Genomic DNA, 17,600 nt, shown 5'->3' on the forward strand with positions numbered 1-17,600 from the left:
CCTGTCAGCCAGGGTGGTTCGCGGGCGTGTGGGCGGGCTGGAAGCCGCCCGCGTTGCGGTAGTCCTCGGCCCTGATCACGTGCGTGACCGCATTGATCAGCGCCAGGTGGGTGAAGGCTTGCGGGAAGTTGCCGAGGTGGCGACCGCTGCGCGGATCGATCTCCTCGGCATAAAGCCGCAGCGGACTGGCGAATCCGAGCAGCCGCTCGCACAGGTGCCTGGCGCGCTGCACCTCGCCGATCTCCACCAGCGCGGACACCAGCCAGAACGAGCAGATGGTGAAAGTGCCTTCGGCGCCGGTCAAGCCGTCATCGGTGGTCTCGGTGCGGTAGCGCAGCACCAGGCCGTTCTCGGTGAGCAGGTCGGCGATGGACAGCACGGTGGCCCGGATCCGGTGGTCGTCCGGCGGCAGGAAGCGGGTCAGCACCGCCAAGAGTAGTGACGCGTCCAGGGTGTCGCCGCCGTAGGTCTGGGTGAATACGCCGTTGGCGTTCACCCCGTGCTCGAGGATGTCGGCCTTGATCTCGTCGGCGATGGTGTACCACTCGGTGGCGTGCTCGAACTGGCCGTGCAGTTCGGCCAGCTTGGCGCCGCGATCCAGCGCCACCCAGCACATCACCTTGGACGAGGTGAAATGCTGTGGCTCGCCACGCACTTCCCAGATGCCGCGGTCCGGCTCGCGCCAGTGCGCGATGGCCGCACGGACCTGTCTTTCCAGTAACGGCCACAGTGTTTCCGGCACCTGCTGGCGCGACTTCACGTGCAGGTACACGGCATCGAGCATGGTGCCCCAGATGTCGTGCTGATCCTGGTTGTAGGCGGCGTTGCCGATGCGCACCGGCTTGGCGCCGTCGTAACCGCCGAGATGATCGAGCGTCTCCTCGGTGATTCGGCGTTCGCCGCCGATGCCGTACAACACCTGCAGCGGAACGGCATCGCCGTTCTCATCGGTGGTGGCGTCGCGCAAAAAGGAGAAGAAGTCGTCGGCCTCGCGGTCGAGCCCGAGCGTGTACAGACCCCACAGTGCGAAGCTGGAATCGCGTACCCAGGTGTAGCGGTAGTCCCAATTACGTTGACCGCCAGGTGTTTCCGGCAGCGACGTGGTCGCGGCGGCCAACAGCGCGCCGGTCGGCGCGTAGGTGAGGCCCTTGAGCGTCAGCGCGCTGCGCTGTAAGTAGTTGCGCCACGGGTGATCCGGGAAGTTGCCGAGGGTGATCCACTGCCGCCAGCACTCGGTGGTCTGCCACATCTTCTGCGCCGCGTCCTCGAACGTCTTGGGCGCGGGCAATTCCGACCAGGTCAACGCGACGTACACCTCGTCGCCTTCCTCCATCCTGGTGCGGGCGCGCGCCTCCCTGCCCTCCAGGCCGAGCCGTAGATCGGTGGTCAGCACCAGCGTCGGGCCCGCGCTCGAGTCGTCGGCGCGGACGGCGGTCGCCTCCTCGTAGACCTTGCCGGTGTACTCCCAGCGGGCCGTTCCGCGGTGATAGTCGAACGAGGGCTCACAGCTCATCTCCAGCTCGACGGTGCCGTTCACACACTTCACCGTGCGCAACAGCAGGTGCTCGGCATCCCAGTCCATCGGGGTGCGCCGGTGCGTCTTGGAGCGCTGGTCGTTGTTGTGCCACGGGCCGAGCACCAGCGCGTCGCGCACGATCAGCCAGCCGGTCTCGGTCTGCCAGGTGGTCTCCAGGATCATCCCGCCCGGCAGGTAGCGGCGCGCGGCGGGCACGTTCACGCCGTACGGGCCGATCCGGAAATGGCCCGCGCTGCGGTCCAGCATCGCACCGAAGACGCTCGGCGAATCGGGGCGCGGGACGCACATCCACTCGACCGACCCATTGCTCGCGATCAGGCAGCTGGTCTCGCAGTCGGACAGAAACGCGTAGTCGTCGATCGGCGGGTAGGCGCCGTGTTTCCGTGCTTCGGTCAGCCTGCTCACCACCGGCAGGTCGTACGGTTCGTCGACGGTGAGATCATCGGAGGACGCCATAGCTCACTGTATCTATGGCCGTGCCCGCGGCACGAGGTCTCGAATTGGACTTGCCGAGCTCTCAGGTGGAGCTACTAGGCTGGGTTGGTGCATCGGATCGCAGGTTGGTGGGACAGCTTCGAGCTGTGGGTCGCGGGACTCCCGTTCATCCCGCAGTTCCTGGTGGTGCTGGTGGGCATGGTGCCGGTCAGCTTCGCCATCGCCTACCTGCTGGACCGGGCACTGCGCCTGTCGCTGCGCGTGCTCGACCGCAAGCACGGAGTCGAGCAGGCACTGCCCACCGTGCCCGACACCCTGCCCGCCGAGCTCACCTCGGTCGATGCCCGCCCGACCGTGCAGAGCGGTGTCCGCTGATGCCACGTTCGCGCGTCCAGCTCGCCCTGATCGCCCTGCTCGTCCTCGTTGTCGTCGCCTGGCTCGTCACCCGCTGACGCCTAGCTCTCCCCGCTGCGCCAGTCGTTGAAGCGCTTGCCGATCTTGGAGACGGTTTCGCCGACCTCCTGCCCGACCGTGCTCACCGCGGAACCCACATCGCGGCCCAGATTGCGGACGGTGCGGATGAGCGGGTCCTCGGACTGGTCGAAATTGGTGCGGTAGGTGCGGGCGGCTTCCTTGATCTCCTCGCCGAGGCTGGTGCTCTTGTCGTGTTCGCGCCGCGGATAGTCGCCGGCGAGCAGCCGGTCGTAGTCGCCGCTCTGGATCCAGCGGCGCAGCTCGGCGGCGCGCAGCACGGAGAACGGGTGGCTCTGCAATTCCAGGTTGAGCAGTTTCAGCACACCGTCGCGCAGATCGCCGGAACGTTCGTAGTCGTCGGCCTGGGCGAGGAACGCGCCGTGGTTCATCTCCTTGATCCAGGTGCCGCCCGCGGTCTTCATGTGCACCCGCACGGAGGCGTCGACATCCTGCCCGCACAGCAGCCCGGCCCGGTCGCCGGACAACTCGGATTTGCGGCTCCACTCCATCAATGCGGCCACGATCGCGCGTAATGCCCAGCCGCCCACCGGCATCCAGCCGATGCTCGCGGAGATCCGCAGCAAATGCATCAGCATGGTGCGGTACACCGCATGTCCGGACAGTGCGTGCCCGAGCTCATGCCCGACGATGAAACGCAACTCCTCGGTATCCATCAGATCGATCAAACCGGTGGTCAGCACGATGAACGGCTGGTCCATGCCGATGGTGAAGGCATTCACGTGCGGACTCTGCAGCACGAAAATCTCCGGCGTGGTGCGGGCATCGAGGATATCGACGCAGTCCTCCCGCAATTGATGCAGCGAACGGAACTGACGTTCGTCCACCCGAACGGCCGTGGCCAGATAGAGCAGCCGATGCTGGCGCTCTTGCAGCAAACCGGACAAGGTGCGCAGCACGGTGTCGAACCCGGACAGCGTCCGCAACGCCACCAGAGCGGTGCGATCGGCGGGGTGCTCCCACGCGCGGGTGCTGATGCCGGGGAACCGGGTGCGGACACGATCCGGGCTGGTAGTCATGGGATGAAACCCCCCTCTTCCTGGAGCTCTGCAATTCGAAGTAGCGCCATGCGCTCTGCTACAGTCTGCCCGTGTCTTCGAGTGCCGTCCCGCAGGTCCGCCATGAACTGGCGTTGATCGCGGTCGGCAATCTCGCGGTCGCCGACATTCTCTGTCGCTGATCGACGACGGGCACGGCTGCGCGTCCCTACCTCGTAGACTGGCGTGCAATTTTCCGCAGACGTCCCCGAACCTCGGCGGCCGATCCGGCCGACAGTCGCGCCACTGCCGCATCGATCCGGCGGCAGGTCTACCGATCCAACAGAATGCTTCTCCGTCGCTCGAGGTCCCGAGCCGGCGGTCCGTAGGAAAGGTCCACCCCGAATGGCTCGCAAAACTTGGCTCTCCCCGCGCCGACGGTCTGTTGTCGCCGCCCTCACCGCGTTCGCGGCGGTCGCGCTCACCGCGTGCGGTGGCGGAGCCAGTGACACGGTCGGGGGCAGCGGCGCCGACGGTAGCGGCGGCACGCTGAACCTCTACGCCTACGCGGTCCCCAAGCCCGGCTTCGACAAGGTCGTCGTCGAGTTCAACAAGACCGAGCAGGGCAAGGGTGTCGTCGTCAACGGGGCCTACGGCGCCTCGGGCGATCAGTCCCGCAAGGTCAAGGACGGTGCCGCGGCCGATATCGTGAACTTCTCGGTCGAGCCCGACATCACCCGTCTCGTCGATGCGGGCTTGGTCGACGAGAGCTGGAATGCCGACGCCACCAAGGGAATTCCGTTCGGCTCGGTCGTCGCGATCGTGGTCCGCAAGGGCAACCCGAAGGGCATCAAGGACTGGGACGACCTGCTGAAGCCCGGCATCGAGGTGGTCACCCCGAACCCGTTCAGCTCCGGTTCGGCCAAGTGGAACCTGCTCGCCCCGTACGCGGCCAAATCCGAAGGCGGCAAAAACCCCCAGGCGGGCCTGGACTACCTGAGTCAGCTGGTGTCCAAGGAGCACGTGAAGGTGCAGCCCAAGTCGGGCCGCGAGGCCACCGAGACCTTCCTACAAGGCACCGGTGACGTGCTGCTCAGCTATGAGAACGAGGCCATCTTCTCCGAGCGCAACGGCGATCCCATCGAGCACATCGTGCCGCCGGTCACCTTCAAGATCGAGAACCCGGTCGCGGTGCTGAAGTCGAGCAAGAACCAGGAGAAGGCCGTCGCCTTCCGCGACTTCCTCTACACCGCCGAGGGGCAGAAGGCTTGGGCGAGTGCCGGTTTCCGCCCGGTCGACCCGCAGGTGGCCGCCGATTTCGGCAGCGACTTCCCGACGCCGCAGAAACTGTGGACCATCGCCGACCTGGGCGGTTGGCAGACCGTGGACAAGGAACTGTTCACCCCGAACACCGGATCGGTCGCGGTGATCTATGACAAGGCGACCAGGTAGCCGGTCCGGCACACGGGATACTGGACGATTGTGACTGAGAGCAGCACCGCCGGAATCGGGTCGACGCCCGCTCCAGGCGACACCAAAGACACCGGTCCGCGCGGAAACTGGTCCTGGCTGCGGGTGACCGGCTCGGTGGGCCCGCTCGGCATCGCCACCGCGGTGCTGTGGCTCAGCATCATCGTGCTGCTGCCGCTGGCCGCGCTCACCGTCGCCTCGTTCGACGAGGGCTGGTCCGGCTTCTGGAACGCGGTCACCGCGCCCGCCGCGCTGGACTCGCTGCGGATCACCGTGCTCGTCTCGGTGGTGGTCGCGGTGATCAACGTGGTGATGGGCACGCTCATCGCCTGGGTGCTGGTCCGCGATGACTTCCCGGGCAAGGGCATCGTCAACGGGCTGATCGATCTGCCGTTCGCGTTGCCGACGATCGTGGCCAGCATCGTGCTGCTGTCGTTGTACGGGCCGCAGAGCCCGATCGACATCCACCTCAACGCGACTCAGCCCGGTCTGATCGTGGCGCTGGCGTTCGTCACGCTGCCGTTCGTGGTTCGCTCGGTGCAGCCGGTGCTCATCGAGGCCGATCGGGAGGTCGAGCAGGCCGCACTTTCGCTCGGCGCGGACAACTGGACCACCTTCCGCCGCATCGTGCTGCCCACCCTCGGGCCGGCGATCATTTCCGGCGGCGGGCTCGCATTCGCCCGTGCCATCGGCGAATACGGGTCGGTGGTGCTGATCGGCGGCGCCATTCCGCGGGAGACCGAAATGGCCTCGCAGTACATCCAGAAGCAGATCGAGATCGACCGTCCGCTCAACGCCGCGGCGGTTTCGGTTGCGCTGCTCGCCATTTCGTTCGCGTCGCTGCTGGTGCTCCGATTGCTAGCCGAGCGCAGCGTGCGCAAGGAACAGGAATCGCGATGAATCTGTCTTGGCCTACCCGGATTTCGTTGCGGGTGGTGGCGCTGGGCTACCTGTTCGTGTTGCTGGTGCTGCCGCTGATCATCATCCTGGTGCGCACCTTCGAAAAGGGCATCGGCGCGTTCATCGACTCGATCACCACGCCCGCGGCCATCTCGGCGTTCCAGCTGTCGATGATCATCGTGGCGATCGTGGTTCCGGTGAACGTCGTCTTCGGCATCGTCACCGCGATCGCGTTGGTGCGCGGCAAGTTTCCCGGCCGCACGCTGGTTCAGGGCATCGTGGATCTGCCGTTCGCGGTCTCGCCGGTGGTGGTCGGTGTCGCGCTGATCCTGCTGTGGGGCGCGGGTGGCTGGTTCGGCGGTCTCGAGGACATCGGCTTGAAGGTGATCTTCAATCTGCCCGGCATGGTGATCGCCACCATCTTCGTCACGCTGCCGTTCGTGGTGCGCGAGGTCGAGCCGGTGCTGCACGAGATCGGCGACGACCAGGAACAGGCCGCCGCCACCCTGGGTGCCACCCGCTGGCAGACGTTTTGGCGGATCACCCTGCCCGCCATCCGCTGGGGGCTCACCTATGGCGTCGTACTGACTGTCGCGCGTGCGCTCGGTGAGTTCGGCGCGGTGATCATGGTGTCGTCCGCGCTGCCCGGTACGTCGCAGACCCTGACGCTGCTCGTGCATGGCCGATACATCAACGACCACAACACCTTCGGCGCCTACGCCGCCGCGACCTTGCTGATGGGCATGGCCCTCGTGACCCTCCTGTTGATGACCCTCCTCGAACGCAAACGGGGCACCAAATGATCACCGTGACCAATGCGAAGAAGAACTACGGTTCGTTCGCCGCGCTCGACGACGTCACCATCGACATCCCGTCCGGCGAGCTGACCGCCCTGCTCGGGCCGTCGGGTTCGGGCAAGTCGACGCTGCTGCGCTCGATCGCCGGGCTGGAGTCGCTCGACTCCGGCGTGGTGATGATCGCGGGGCACAACGTCACCCGGGTCCCGCCGCAGAAGCGCGACATCGGGTTCGTGTTCCAGCATTACGCCGCGTTCAAGCACATGACCGTGCGCGACAACGTGGCCTTCGGCTTGAAGATCCGCAAGCGCCCCAAGAACGAGATCCGCAAGCGGGTCGACGAACTGCTCGGCATCGTCGGTCTCGACGGCTTCCAGCACCGCTACCCGGCGCAGCTGTCCGGCGGCCAGCGCCAGCGTATGGCCCTGGCGCGGGCGCTCGCCGTCGACCCGCAGGTGCTGCTGCTCGACGAGCCGTTCGGCGCGCTGGACGCCAAGGTCCGCGCCGATCTGCGCACCTGGCTGCGCAGGCTGCACGAGGAGGTGCACGTGACCACCGTGCTGGTCACCCACGACCAGGAGGAGGCCCTGGACGTCGCCGATCGGATCGCGGTGATGAACAAGGGGCGCATCGAGCAGATCGGCACGCCGGAGGACGTGTACGACCGGCCGGCCAACGAGTTCGTGATGTCTTTCCTCGGCGCGGTGGCGCGGCTCAACGGACATCTGGTGCGGCCGCACGACATTCGCGTCGGTCGGGAGCCGAGCATGTCGCTGGCCGAGCACGAGGGGACCGCTGAGTCGGCGGGGGTCACCAGGGCCACCGTCGAGCGCGTCGTGCACCTGGGTTTCGAGGTTCGGGTCGAGTTGCGCAACGCGGCCACCGGTGATCTGTTCGCCGCGCAGGTGACTCGCGGTGACGCGGAGGCGCTGCGGCTGGCCGATGGGGAGACGGTGTATGCGCGGGCGACCAGAATTCCGGAGTTGCCCGCGCACTGAGTTGTCGTCCGGCTGCTGGATCGTTGCTGATCTTGTGCTGGCGCAAGGAGATCCATCAGTTTTCGGTGTGATGGCGTCCGGGCATGGGGGTACGAAGTCACTGCGGTGTCCACGTTGTGTGCGGGCATGCGGGTTCTGCGGGGCGGCGGGCGGTGCCTTGCTCCGGCAGGTCTGTGCAGTATCGCTCTCCGCTGGTCGCGTGTCAGGCGTTTCTGCGATTGTTAGGGGCTATCACGGCATGTGAGAACGTGTATCCGCGATGGTCCCCGATGGCTGTGCGGTTATTTTTCCGTGCGGCAAACCGGGGCGGGACAGCGCCGAATATCGGCGTGTCGCACTGGGATCCGGCTCCCGTCGCACTCGCCGCTCTCCAGGGCAGGTGACCAGGATGGATGCTTGTGCTATGTAACCTGTTGCAAAACAGGCGGGCTGCGGACAACAGGGTGTCCGGTGGTTGGCAGGCGGGTCGCGGAGTGGTTGCGTGGACGGAGTTCGAAGCAAATCGGCTCGGCGATCAGGTGGATTGCGATGGCGGTTGGTCTCGGTTTGAGCATCGGCACGGTGAACACGGTTTCCGCTCTGGCGGAGGAGGGTTCAGACGGCTCCTACCCGCCCCGCTGGCTGCGATCCCCGCAGGCTCCACCGGGTCGCCGGTGGGCCCAGCGCTCCCAATCCATCACCCGCCGAACCACACTCACCTTCGACAGCACGGGCCTGGCCCGCGTCGGCATGATTCCGCGGCACGGGCGCGCGATCATCGAATTCGCCGATCTCACCCAACGCTCGATCATGTCCGCGCGGGTCGGCCACCGCGCCCTGTCGCCCGCGGATCTGGTGTCGGTGGTCGCCGAAAGCCTGATCACCGAGACACTGCTCGATCATCCGCACTACACCGCGCGCAGCACCGACGTCGGCATCGTGCTGACCCATCCGGCGCGCTACACCGAGGCGCACGTCGGCGATCTGCGTGCCTCGTTGGACGCCATCGGTCTCGACCATGTCGCGCTGGTGGCCGAACCCGTCGCGGCGGCGGCCTGGTTGGAAGCCGACCGTGGTCCGCTCATGCCGGGGCTGGCCCTGGTCTATGACCTAGGTGGCGCGAGTCTGGACATCACGCTGGTCCGGGTCGGCGCGGGCTGTCCGCGCAACCCGATCGTCGGCGAGCCGCTGCGTTCCGCCGAATTCGGCGGCCGGGCCTTCGGTGCGCTGGTCGCCTCGCGCGCCGGGTACGGATTGCCTTCGGCCTCTATTTCGGGTTCGGTCATGGGCACCACGGCCGACGAGTTACGGACCAAACACGTGCGGTCCTCCTTGGAACTCGTCTATCGCTGTCTGCGCATCGCGGACGTCACCATGGCCGATGTCGACTGCGTCCTCGTGGTCGGCGGCGCGGCGCGGCCGGTCGAGGTGGCCCAGGTGCTGGCGGGCGAGCTGGCCCGGCCGGTGATCACCGCGCCCGATCCGGAACGCACCATCGCCGACGGTGCGGCGATCATCGGCAGGCGGGCTGCCGTTGCCGCCGAGGAGGCGGCGGGTAAGCACCACGCCAAGCGGCGTGGGGGCGGGGCGCACCGGGCGGCCACCAGGGCGTTGGTGTTGTCCCAGCGCACCAAGCGTCGCTTGACCAGGGTGGCGCTCGCGGCCGGGCTGTCGGTAGCGGGTGTCGGCATGGCGCTTGCCCTGCCCGCCGACGGGGTGATCGTGGGGTTGGCGCAGCTCGGGCTGCACTAGGGGTGGTTATCCGCTGGCGGTAGCGATGAGGGCCACCGCCAGCGGATAACGCCTCGTCAACGAGCTGCGCCGAGTAGGCCGCGGCCACCGTTTCCCTGCTGAGCAGGAATTGGTGGCGGCGGCCTTTTGTATTTCCCCGGCATCAGCTCCCCGGTGATCATTCGTCCAGCTGTCTTCGTGGGTTGACGTGACCAGTCGTAGGTGTAACTATGGGATACAGGTAAACGTTCTACGAGGAGAGGCAGCTGCGACGATGTCTACAGCCGTGACGCCCCCGGTCGACCCCGATCTGGAGAAGGCGCAGGAGTACGCCGCGACGCTGCTGCTGCTCTCCGAGGGTTCGGTCAACAAGCATTTCGACCCGTACGAGGACATCGACTGGGACAACCCCGACTTCGCCGTCGACGCGGGGGAGGAGCGGTGGATCCTCCCGGTCTCGGCCGACCCGCTCGGTCGCCACCCCTGGTACCAGGCGCTGCCCGTCGAGCGCAAGATCGCGATCGGCAAGTACCGCCAGGCCAACGTCGCCAAGGTCGGTCTGCAGTTCGAAACGATCCTGATCAGCGGCATGGTCACGCACAACTTCGGCCTGCCCAACGGTTCCCCCGAATTCCGCTACTGCTCCCACGAGATGATCGAGGAGCACAACCACACCCTGATGTTCCAGGAGATGGTCAACCGGATCGGCGAGGACGTGCCCGGCATGGGCCCGCTGGTGCGCAAGTTCAAGTACCTGGGCGCCCCCGTCGCCGCGCTGTTCCCGAATCTGTTCTTCATGGCGGTGCTGGCCGGCGAAGAGCCGATCGACCACATCCAGAAGGCGATCCTGCGCTCCGGCGAAGACGTGCACCCGATCATGCGCGGCGTGATGGCCATCCACGTCGCCGAAGAGGCGCGGCACATTTCCTTCGCGCACGAGTTCCTGAAGATCCACGTGCCGGAGTCGAAGGCGGCCCCCAAGTTCATCCTGTCCATCGCGATGCCGATCGTCATGTTCATTCTCGGCCGCGCGATCTTCACCCCGCCCCGGTCCTTCTGGCGCGAATTCGACATCCCGGATTACGTCCGCAAGGAGCTGTTCTACGGGTCGAAGGAATCCAAGCAGGAGTTCAGCGACTTCTTCGGTGACGTGCGCACGCTGGCCAAGGACATCGGCCTGATGAACCCGGTCTCCAAGGCGATCTGGAAGCTGCTCAAGATCGACGGCCACACCACCCGCTACCGTTCGGAGCCGTTGCGCGCGGCCAAGGCCGGCTGACGTGCCCTATATCGTCACCCAATCTTGTTGCAGCGACGCGTCTTGCGTGTACGCCTGCCCGGTCAACTGCATCCATCCCACGCCGGATGAGCCCGACTTCCTGACCGCGGACATGCTGTACGTGGACCCGCAGGCGTGCGTCGACTGCGGCGCTTGCGCCACCGCGTGCCCGGTCGACGCGATCGTGTCGTCGAAGAAGCTGACCGCTGAGCAGAAGCCGTTCATCGAGATCAACGCCGACTTCTACCGGCAGACCCGGCCGCGGCCGTTGCTGGCGAAGCCGGTGCCCGCGGCCGAAATTCGCACCGAACGCCAGTCGTTGCGGGTGGCGATTGTCGGGTCGGGACCCTCGGCCATGTACGCGGCCGACGAACTGCTGACCCAGCCCGATGTGTCGGTGACCGTGTTCGACCGGCTGCCGGTGCCCTACGGGCTGGCCCGCCACGGCGTCGCGCCGGATCACGCCAAGACCCGCAAGGTCAGCGAGCTGTTCGACATCATCTCGGCGCAGCCCGGATTCGGCTCATATCTGAATGTCGAAGTGGGCGCGCATGTTTCGCATGAGGAACTGCTCGATCACTTCCACGCGGTGATCTATGCCGTCGGTGCGTCCGCGGACCGCAAGCTCGACATCCCCGGTGAGGGACTGCGGGGCAATATCTCCGCCACCGACTTCGTCGCCTGGTACAACGGGCATCCCGATCACGCGGACCGCACCTTCGACCTGTCGCAGCAGCGCGCCGTGATCGTCGGCAACGGCAATGTCGCGCTCGACGTCGCGCGCATTCTCACCACCGACCCGGAATCGTTGTCGCGCACTGACATCGCGCCGTACGCGCTGCGGGCGTTGCGGGAGAGCAAGATCGAGGAAGTGGTGATTCTCGGCCGCCGAGGTCCGCTCGAATCCGCTTTCACCGTGCCCGAATTCGTCGGACTGCTCGGTGCCGATGTGGACATTGCGATCGAGGGCGAACTGCCCGAGATCGTCGAGGGTCTGCCGTATCAGGTCGAGCAGAAGCTGCGGCTGCTGCACACCGTGCGCAGCAGGCCGTTCGGCGAACGCAAGCGGGTCGTCTTCCGCTACCTCGCCTCGCCCACCGAAATTCTCGGCACCGACCGGGTAGCGGGCATCGAGGTCAGCCGCAACGAACTCGTCACCGACGCGGACGGCCGCACCCGCGCGGTCGCAACCGGTGCCACCGAACGCCTCGACGCCGGCCTCGTGCTCACCTCGGTGGGCTACCGTGGCGTGCCCCTGCCCGGCCTGCCGTTCGACGACGCCGCCAGCGTGATCCCGAACCGAGACGGCCGCGTGCTCGAGCGCACCGACGGCGCCGTACTGCCCGGCACCTATGTCACCGGCTGGATCAAGCGCGGTCCCACCGGCTTCATCGGCACCAACAAATCCTGCGCGCAAGAGACGGTGCAGCAGCTCGCCGACGATTTCAACGCCGGCCGCCTACCCGAACCTGCCGGTACACCACCAGAATTCGACCGCCTGATCCACCAGCGCCAGCCCGCCGTCCGCACCGCCGGAGCCACCGAACGCCGCGGCCCGCTCCGCCGCCTGCTCATCCGCTCCTGACAAACCCCTCGCGGCACCCCGGTCCCGCGAGGCCGTCACCATCGACGCCAGCGCCGCCGTCGATGGTGCCCACCCCGCGGCCACGCGATGAGGGCGTGACCGCGCTGGGAGACTCGCTCCGTCCATGCGTAAGTGCGTCTCGCCGTGTGTGTTCCGTACCGCCGCGTGCGTTGTGTCCCGCTGCGTGTGTTCGCTCCCGGCTCGCACGTTGGTCCAGCCGCGCGTGTTGTATCTTGCTGCGCACACAATTGCGGGGCCGAGACGCGAGCCGAACCAATTGATGCAAGGCAGCCGGACTACGGCCGCGTGCCATGCCGCGCGTGTTTGGTCCCGCTGCGCGGATTTCGTCCTGCCGCGCGGGTTTCGGCTTGTTGCGCGGATAATTGCGGGCCATTCTGCCTGCCGGACCCTAATTCATGCGCGGCAGGCTCGACTTCGGCGGGGCGGGGTGTGCGGTTTTGTTGCGGTGCAGGTTACTGGCCGCTAGGTCATGTGCGGGAGGCAGATTCGTGGGCGGCTTGTGAGCGCGTGACCTCGGGGTGATCCCCCCAGTTTCGGGGACTTGTGGGCGGGGACGGGAGGCCAGACGATGGAAGGGCATCACGCGTACGGAACTGGGGGGATTGCGACCGCCATCGCGACCGTTCAGCGTCGGCACCGGGATCAACACGAGCAGGTCTCGGCTCGTGTGCTAGCGGGATCACGTCGGGTCGGTTCCGCTGGAGCTCGGACGGGTCGCGCGCGGCGACCCGTCCGAGCATTCTTCGACAAGCGCCGAGTTCCGACGCTCGCAGCGCCCCGCGCCTCCGCCGGGGCCTCCGGCGTTCACCGAGCTGTGAATCCACCATCGATCGCCAGTGCGGCACCGGTAACGAAACTGGCTTCGTCGCTGAGCAGATACGCGCAAAAGGACGCGATCTCGGCAGGCTGACTGATCCGGCCCAGCGGGTGCAGCGCGGCGATGGCCGCCTCACCCTCGGGTGTCGCGCCCATCGAATTGCGGAACGCCGGGGTGTCGATCGCACCGGAGACCAGCGCGTTCACCCGGACACCCTGTTCGGCGGCTTCCAGCGCCACCGCCCTGGTCAGGCCGATGACGCCGTGCTTGGCCGCCACATACGGGGCGACCGAGCCCATGCCGACGACGCCGAGGTTCGACGCGTTGTTCAGGATCGCACCGCCACCGGACGCGCTAGCGCGGGCACCTGGTGACGCAGACCGTAGAACACGCTTGTCAGGTTCAGTTCCAGGTCGGCGCGCCAGCCCGCCTCATCGATCTCGGAGACGGGGCCGAAGGCATTGACCGCGCCCGCGTTGTTGAAAGCCGCGTCCAGCCGCCCGTACTCGGTGAGCGCCGCCTGGGTAAGCCGTGCCACATCCGCCTCCACGGTGACATCGGTCGCCACGAACAGCGCCCGACCACCTGCCGCGCGGATGTCGGACGCCACCTGCTCGCCCGTGTCCTTGCCGCGCGCGCCGAGCACCACGGCAGCCCCTTCGCTAGCCACCCGCAGGGCCACCGCCTTGCCGACGCCCGAGCTGGCGCCGGTGATCAGCACGACCTTTTCCTCGAACCTTGTAGCCATGTTCTTCATTTCCCTTCTCGTTCTTGCGATCTCACCTCTGTGGTGCGGTCGCAGAACCAAGTCAAGTCGGCGCGGGGCGGCTGCGCTGGCAGGAATCAGACATTGAGTTGATGCGTCATGGAACTGGCGGCGGGATAGCTCCCACTGGAATGAGTAGCGCTGGCAACGATTTGGTTACCGACCAGTCAGTGTCTTAATGTGACTTGTGATTCTCGGGGAATACCGGCTCTCGGTCCGCCATCGGCGCTTTGTCCGGATCGCTGTGAAGTAACGGGATTGTGTGGTGCGCTGTGGCATCCGCGCCTGTCGAGAGGGCTGAACATTTTCTGCGACGGCACATCGCCGCAGGTGACCCGGATCATTGCCGTCGGGAGCTAAACGTTTCACGCCATTCTCGTGCCGTTCATATCTATTCCACATCCTTCCAGCGAGCCGAGCAGCTAATCTGTGCTGGCTGTTTGGAAGACGACCGCGGCCACATGGTTCTCTGTGTGATGGACGTGGTCTCGGTACGTTGACGGGATAGCATATGACCACAGGTCTGGGTTTCAGCATCGGTGCAGTGAACTCTATGACGGCTTCGGTGACCGGTGCGCGAACGCGGCCCGTCGTGCGCAGTCGACGCACCGCGGTGACCTTCGACAGCGCGGGCGGCCTGCGGATCGGTGGCATACCTCAATTCAGCATGGCCGTAACGGATTTCGCCGACCTGAGTCGCGATCCGGAGTCGATGATCGTCGGCGGGCGCATCTGGTCGCCCGCCAACCTCGTCGCCGCGGTGGTGAACGGGCTGCGCGAAGCCGAGCCCGCGGCGGCCGAGTCGGGTGCCGTAGCCACCTATCCCGCAACGTATTCCGACAAAGAGGTGACCTTGCTGCGGCAGGCGCTCGACCTCTCGGGAGCGAGCGACGTCGCGTTGGTGCCCGAGCCGGTGGCCGCCGCCGAATGGCTGGAACGCGAACACGGTCCGCTGGAACCGGGCTTCGTGCTGGTCTACGACCTCGGCGGGACCAGCCTCGACGTCTCCGTCGTGCGCGTCGGTCCGGACTGGGACAACCATCCGATGGTCGGAAAACCGGTGCGCTCCTACGACTTCGGTGGCAGGCCGCTGGGCGCGATGATCGCACGGTACGCCCACGACGCCCGGCCCGGCACGACGACACCGATGTCGATGCTGTCGATGATCGACATCGATGGCCTGCGCGCCGCGCACGTGCACGACACACTCGAGGTGGTGCGCAGCGCCGTCCGATCGGCCGATCTCACTTTGTCCGACATCAGCCGCATCCTGGTGGTCGGCGGCGCGTCCCGGCCCGCCGAGGTGGCCCGCACCCTCGCCGAACTCGGCCGCCCCCTGGTGGTCTCGGCCGATCCCGGCCAGACCGTCGCCGCGGGTGCCGCGCTCATGGCTGCGCGCACCATGGCGCTCGCAGCCTCCGACGGCAGCCGGAACTCGCCGCGGGTAGCCGTATTCTCCAGTGCTGCTGTGGTTTCCGCGGTCGCCATGTCGGCGGTGACCGTGTTCGGCAGCCCAGCGGGTCCTGATGCGATACCGGTGCTCGAGCATTACCCCGGCCTGGACGCACCGACGAGCGACACCCTGCTGTACGACGCCAGTGGGGACCATATGGCGGGCCACCACGACGCCTGGGTGGCGACACCCGCCGGGTGGACGAAATCGCGAAACCTGGTTTCCGGCAACGCCAAGCCCTCCGCGTACGGCTTGTTCATCACGCCCGCGTCACACGCGACCCCGCTCGGGCCGAGCGTGGCGGAATCCCGCAACGATTCGAACGACGGACCTCGAATCGCCGGTGCCACCACGCCACGTCGCGGTGCCCCCTATGCCGACCCGGCCTACTTCATCAACCCGCTGCCCTTCGGCCAACCTGCGCCGTCGCCTAAACAGCCTGCGGTTCCTGGCGTACCTGCGCAGCCTGCCGCCCCGATCGCGGGCACACCTGCCGTGCCGCCTGCGCCAGGGTCGATACCCACTGCGCCCCAGGGCAATCCGGCGCCTTCGATACCGGATACCGGCACCACCCCGGCAGCCCCTATCACCGGAGGTGTCGCGGAAGCGCCGGTCGCCGGAGCAACTTCCGGTACTGCCAGCGGGACAACAACTTCCGGCACCGGCGGCACGACCTCCGGTGGCACCGCATCGTCCGGCGAGTCCACCGGGGGTACGTCTTCCGGCGAATCCACCGGTGGCACCACGGCCGGTGGCTCCGCCGGTACTTCCAGCGGCGGAAGCACCTCGAGCGGAACCACTTCCGGCGGAACCTCTTCCAGCGACACGTCGAGCGGCACCGGGGGCAGCACCTCTGGAACAACCGCGAGCACGTCGACCTCGAGCGACACGACCTCCGGCGGTTCCACTTCCGGCGGCACGTCCTCGGGTGGTTCGACCGGTGGTTCCACAGATGGCGCAGGCGGGCATTAGGGCGATTCGCTGGGAGTCGGAGCAGTGCTGCGTCCGCCCTTTGCCGTCACGGCGAACACGGCGGTGTGGTTCGGTGCGCAGGTTGGTCGGCCTGCGGCTGCTCTGGTAAGGCTGCGGCATTGCCGTACGGCCGGTGCCGAATCAGCGGGCCGAGTGGAGGTCTCGACGTGAGTGATCGCCCGACGGGCACCGCGGCGTCAAGGCACAATGGGCTGGTGGCAAACGGGGGACCCCAGCTCATTGCGCTGGATGTGGACGGAACGCTGCTCGACACCGGTAGTCCGGTCAGTGAGCGCGTGGCCGCCGCTGTGCGTGCGGCCGTGCTGGCGGGCGCGCATGTCGTCGTGACGACCGGGCGAACCGTCCTGACCACCCGGCCGGTGCTGGCCGAACTGGGTCTACTCGAGGGGCACGCGCTGTGCTCCAACGGGGCGGTGCACGTCGACGTGGCCAAGGGGCAGCCGGTGACCGTGCACGATTTCGACCCGGCGCCTGCGGTTCTCGCGTTGCGCGCCCTGATCCCGGAGATGATCTTCGCCGTCGAGAAGGTCGGCATCGGCTATTGGGCCACCGGCACCAGCCCAGGGGAGTTCTCGCTCGGCGAATACCTGCTCGTCGACCACGGCGCGTTGAGCAGCGAGCCGACCCCACGGCTCAACGGCTGGTGGCCCCAGGGTTCGCTGGCGGAAATGCTGCGCCTGCTGCATGAGCTGCAAGTCCCCGGCGCCAGCTGGGTGCACGGCGAATTCGGCCCCTGGCTCACCGTCTCCCGCGAAGGCGTGTCCAAAGGCTGGGCCCTCGAACGTCTCCGCCTAGCCCTGGACGTCCCGCATTCCGCCACCCTAGCCATCGGCGACGGCTACAACGACCGCGAAATGCTCCGCTGGGCAGCCCATTCCGTAGCCATGGCCAACGCCCCCGCCGAAGTCAGAAACCTAGCCCACGAGGTAACCGGCAACGTCCTCGAAGACGGCGTAGCCACCATCCTGGAGCGCTGGTTCCGCCCCTGACCCGTCCCCTCGGCACCCCTGAACGCACGGGACAGAGTCGACTCCGACCCGCCCCGGCCTCCCCAACCCACGCACCGAGCGGGACCTGGCTGAACCGGATCCCGGGCGGGGACTCGGCTGTGATCCGTTGGGCAAAGCGCCCGCCGCGCCCTTGGCCGCTGAGGGTCGGGGAAAGAGGTTATCGAAGCGGCGGTCGAGTCCGACCGCGGCATGGTTTGTGACCAAAGTGCCAAGGGGACATGGGCGAGCCGAATGCGAGCGTGGACTCGCTGTGGCCCGGAGGACGAAGTGCCCACTGTGCCCTCGGCAGCTGATGAGCGGGCGGGTGCGGCCGGTTTGACCAAGGCGTCGAGCGGGATATGGCTGAGCCGAATTGCGAGT

Annotated in this window: 13 protein-coding genes and 1 pseudogene; 11 read left to right on the forward strand and 3 right to left on the reverse strand. The window is 67.0% G+C overall.

Annotated elements, in window-relative coordinates:
* Positions 1-4: 4 nt before the first annotated feature.
* A complete protein-coding gene (locus tag KV110_RS09940; RefSeq protein ID WP_218475356.1) occupies positions 5-1,993 on the reverse strand; it encodes a glycoside hydrolase family 15 protein in 1,989 nt (662 codons plus the stop codon).
* Positions 1,994-2,080: 87 nt separating this feature from the next.
* On the opposite strand from KV110_RS09940, the gene KV110_RS09945 reads away from it, so the two are divergent.
* Positions 2,081-2,347, forward strand: a complete 267-nt coding sequence (locus KV110_RS09945; RefSeq protein WP_218479563.1) for a hypothetical protein — start codon at positions 2,081-2,083, stop codon at positions 2,345-2,347.
* 80 nt (positions 2,348-2,427) lie between these two features.
* Here the strand turns inward: KV110_RS09945 and KV110_RS09950 are convergent, their stop codons facing one another.
* Positions 2,428-3,483: a M48 family metallopeptidase gene (locus tag KV110_RS09950; RefSeq protein WP_218475358.1), complete on the reverse strand. Its 1,056-nt coding sequence runs from the start codon at positions 3,481-3,483 to the stop codon at positions 2,428-2,430.
* A gap of 71 nt (positions 3,484-3,554) precedes the next feature.
* Between KV110_RS09950 and KV110_RS41925 the strand changes: the two genes are divergently transcribed.
* From KV110_RS41925 to KV110_RS09985, 8 genes are all read left to right on the forward strand, one after another.
* Positions 3,555-3,644, forward strand: a complete 90-nt coding sequence (locus KV110_RS41925) for an Ms4533A family Cys-rich leader peptide (protein ID WP_309546086.1) — start codon at positions 3,555-3,557, stop codon at positions 3,642-3,644.
* A gap of 202 nt (positions 3,645-3,846) precedes the next feature.
* Positions 3,847-4,893: a sulfate ABC transporter substrate-binding protein gene (locus tag KV110_RS09955; protein WP_218475360.1), complete on the forward strand. Its 1,047-nt coding sequence runs from the start codon at positions 3,847-3,849 to the stop codon at positions 4,891-4,893.
* 27 nt (positions 4,894-4,920) lie between these two features.
* Complete coding sequence (cysT, locus tag KV110_RS09960) at positions 4,921-5,811, forward strand: sulfate ABC transporter permease subunit CysT (RefSeq protein ID WP_393539124.1); 891 nt, start codon at positions 4,921-4,923, stop codon at positions 5,809-5,811.
* Complete coding sequence (gene cysW / locus KV110_RS09965) at positions 5,808-6,614, forward strand: sulfate ABC transporter permease subunit CysW (protein ID WP_218475361.1); 807 nt, start codon at positions 5,808-5,810, stop codon at positions 6,612-6,614. Before cysT ends, cysW begins: the two co-directional genes overlap by 4 nt.
* A complete protein-coding gene (locus tag KV110_RS09970; protein ID WP_218475363.1) occupies positions 6,611-7,606 on the forward strand; it encodes a sulfate/molybdate ABC transporter ATP-binding protein in 996 nt (331 codons plus the stop codon). The genes cysW and KV110_RS09970 overlap by 4 nt, the downstream gene beginning before the upstream one ends.
* A 528-nt stretch (positions 7,607-8,134) precedes the next feature.
* Positions 8,135-9,337, forward strand: a complete 1,203-nt coding sequence (locus KV110_RS09975; RefSeq protein ID WP_218475364.1) for an Hsp70 family protein — start codon at positions 8,135-8,137, stop codon at positions 9,335-9,337.
* Between the two features lie 253 nt (positions 9,338-9,590).
* Positions 9,591-10,595, forward strand: a complete 1,005-nt coding sequence (locus KV110_RS09980) for an AurF N-oxygenase family protein (RefSeq protein ID WP_218475366.1) — start codon at positions 9,591-9,593, stop codon at positions 10,593-10,595.
* 1 nt (position 10,596) lies between these two features.
* The gene (locus KV110_RS09985) at positions 10,597-12,180 is read left to right on the forward strand and encodes an FAD-dependent oxidoreductase (RefSeq protein ID WP_218475368.1); all 1,584 of its coding nucleotides are present in this window, start codon (positions 10,597-10,599) and stop codon (positions 12,178-12,180) included.
* 825 nt (positions 12,181-13,005) lie between these two features.
* Here KV110_RS09985 and KV110_RS09990 read toward each other — a convergent pair.
* A pseudogene (locus KV110_RS09990) lies at positions 13,006-13,775 on the reverse strand (SDR family NAD(P)-dependent oxidoreductase).
* A 562-nt stretch (positions 13,776-14,337) separates the two neighbouring features.
* On the opposite strand from KV110_RS09990, the gene KV110_RS09995 reads away from it, so the two are divergent.
* Together KV110_RS09995 and KV110_RS10000 are read left to right on the forward strand one after the other, a co-directional pair.
* Entirely contained in the window at positions 14,338-16,209 is a 1,872-nt protein-coding gene (locus tag KV110_RS09995) for an Hsp70 family protein (RefSeq protein ID WP_218475369.1), read from the forward strand.
* 215 nt (positions 16,210-16,424) lie between these two features.
* Positions 16,425-17,219, forward strand: a complete 795-nt coding sequence (locus tag KV110_RS10000) for an HAD family hydrolase (RefSeq protein ID WP_246634441.1) — start codon at positions 16,425-16,427, stop codon at positions 17,217-17,219.
* Positions 17,220-17,600: the final 381 nt, after the last annotated feature.

The sequence above is a fragment of the Nocardia iowensis genome (assembly GCF_019222765.1).
GTDB lineage: Bacteria > Actinomycetota > Actinomycetes > Mycobacteriales > Mycobacteriaceae > Nocardia > Nocardia iowensis.

Excerpts from the sequence above, each read along its gene's own strand:
- KV110_RS09940 (WP_218475356.1), bottom strand. The coding sequence starts at position 1,993 with ATGGCGTCCTCCGATGATCTCACCGTCGACGAACCGTACGACCTGCCG.
- KV110_RS09950 (WP_218475358.1), bottom strand. The coding sequence starts at position 3,483 with ATGACTACCAGCCCGGATCGTGTCCGCACCCGGTTCCCCGGCATCAGC.
- KV110_RS09955 (WP_218475360.1), top strand. The coding sequence starts at position 3,847 with ATGGCTCGCAAAACTTGGCTCTCCCCGCGCCGACGGTCTGTTGTCGCC.
- cysW (WP_218475361.1), top strand. The coding sequence starts at position 5,808 with ATGAATCTGTCTTGGCCTACCCGGATTTCGTTGCGGGTGGTGGCGCTG.
- KV110_RS09970 (WP_218475363.1), top strand. The coding sequence starts at position 6,611 with ATGATCACCGTGACCAATGCGAAGAAGAACTACGGTTCGTTCGCCGCG.
- KV110_RS09975 (WP_218475364.1), top strand. The coding sequence starts at position 8,135 with ATGGCGGTTGGTCTCGGTTTGAGCATCGGCACGGTGAACACGGTTTCC.
- KV110_RS09980 (WP_218475366.1), top strand. The coding sequence starts at position 9,591 with ATGTCTACAGCCGTGACGCCCCCGGTCGACCCCGATCTGGAGAAGGCG.
- KV110_RS09995 (WP_218475369.1), top strand. The coding sequence starts at position 14,338 with ATGACGGCTTCGGTGACCGGTGCGCGAACGCGGCCCGTCGTGCGCAGT.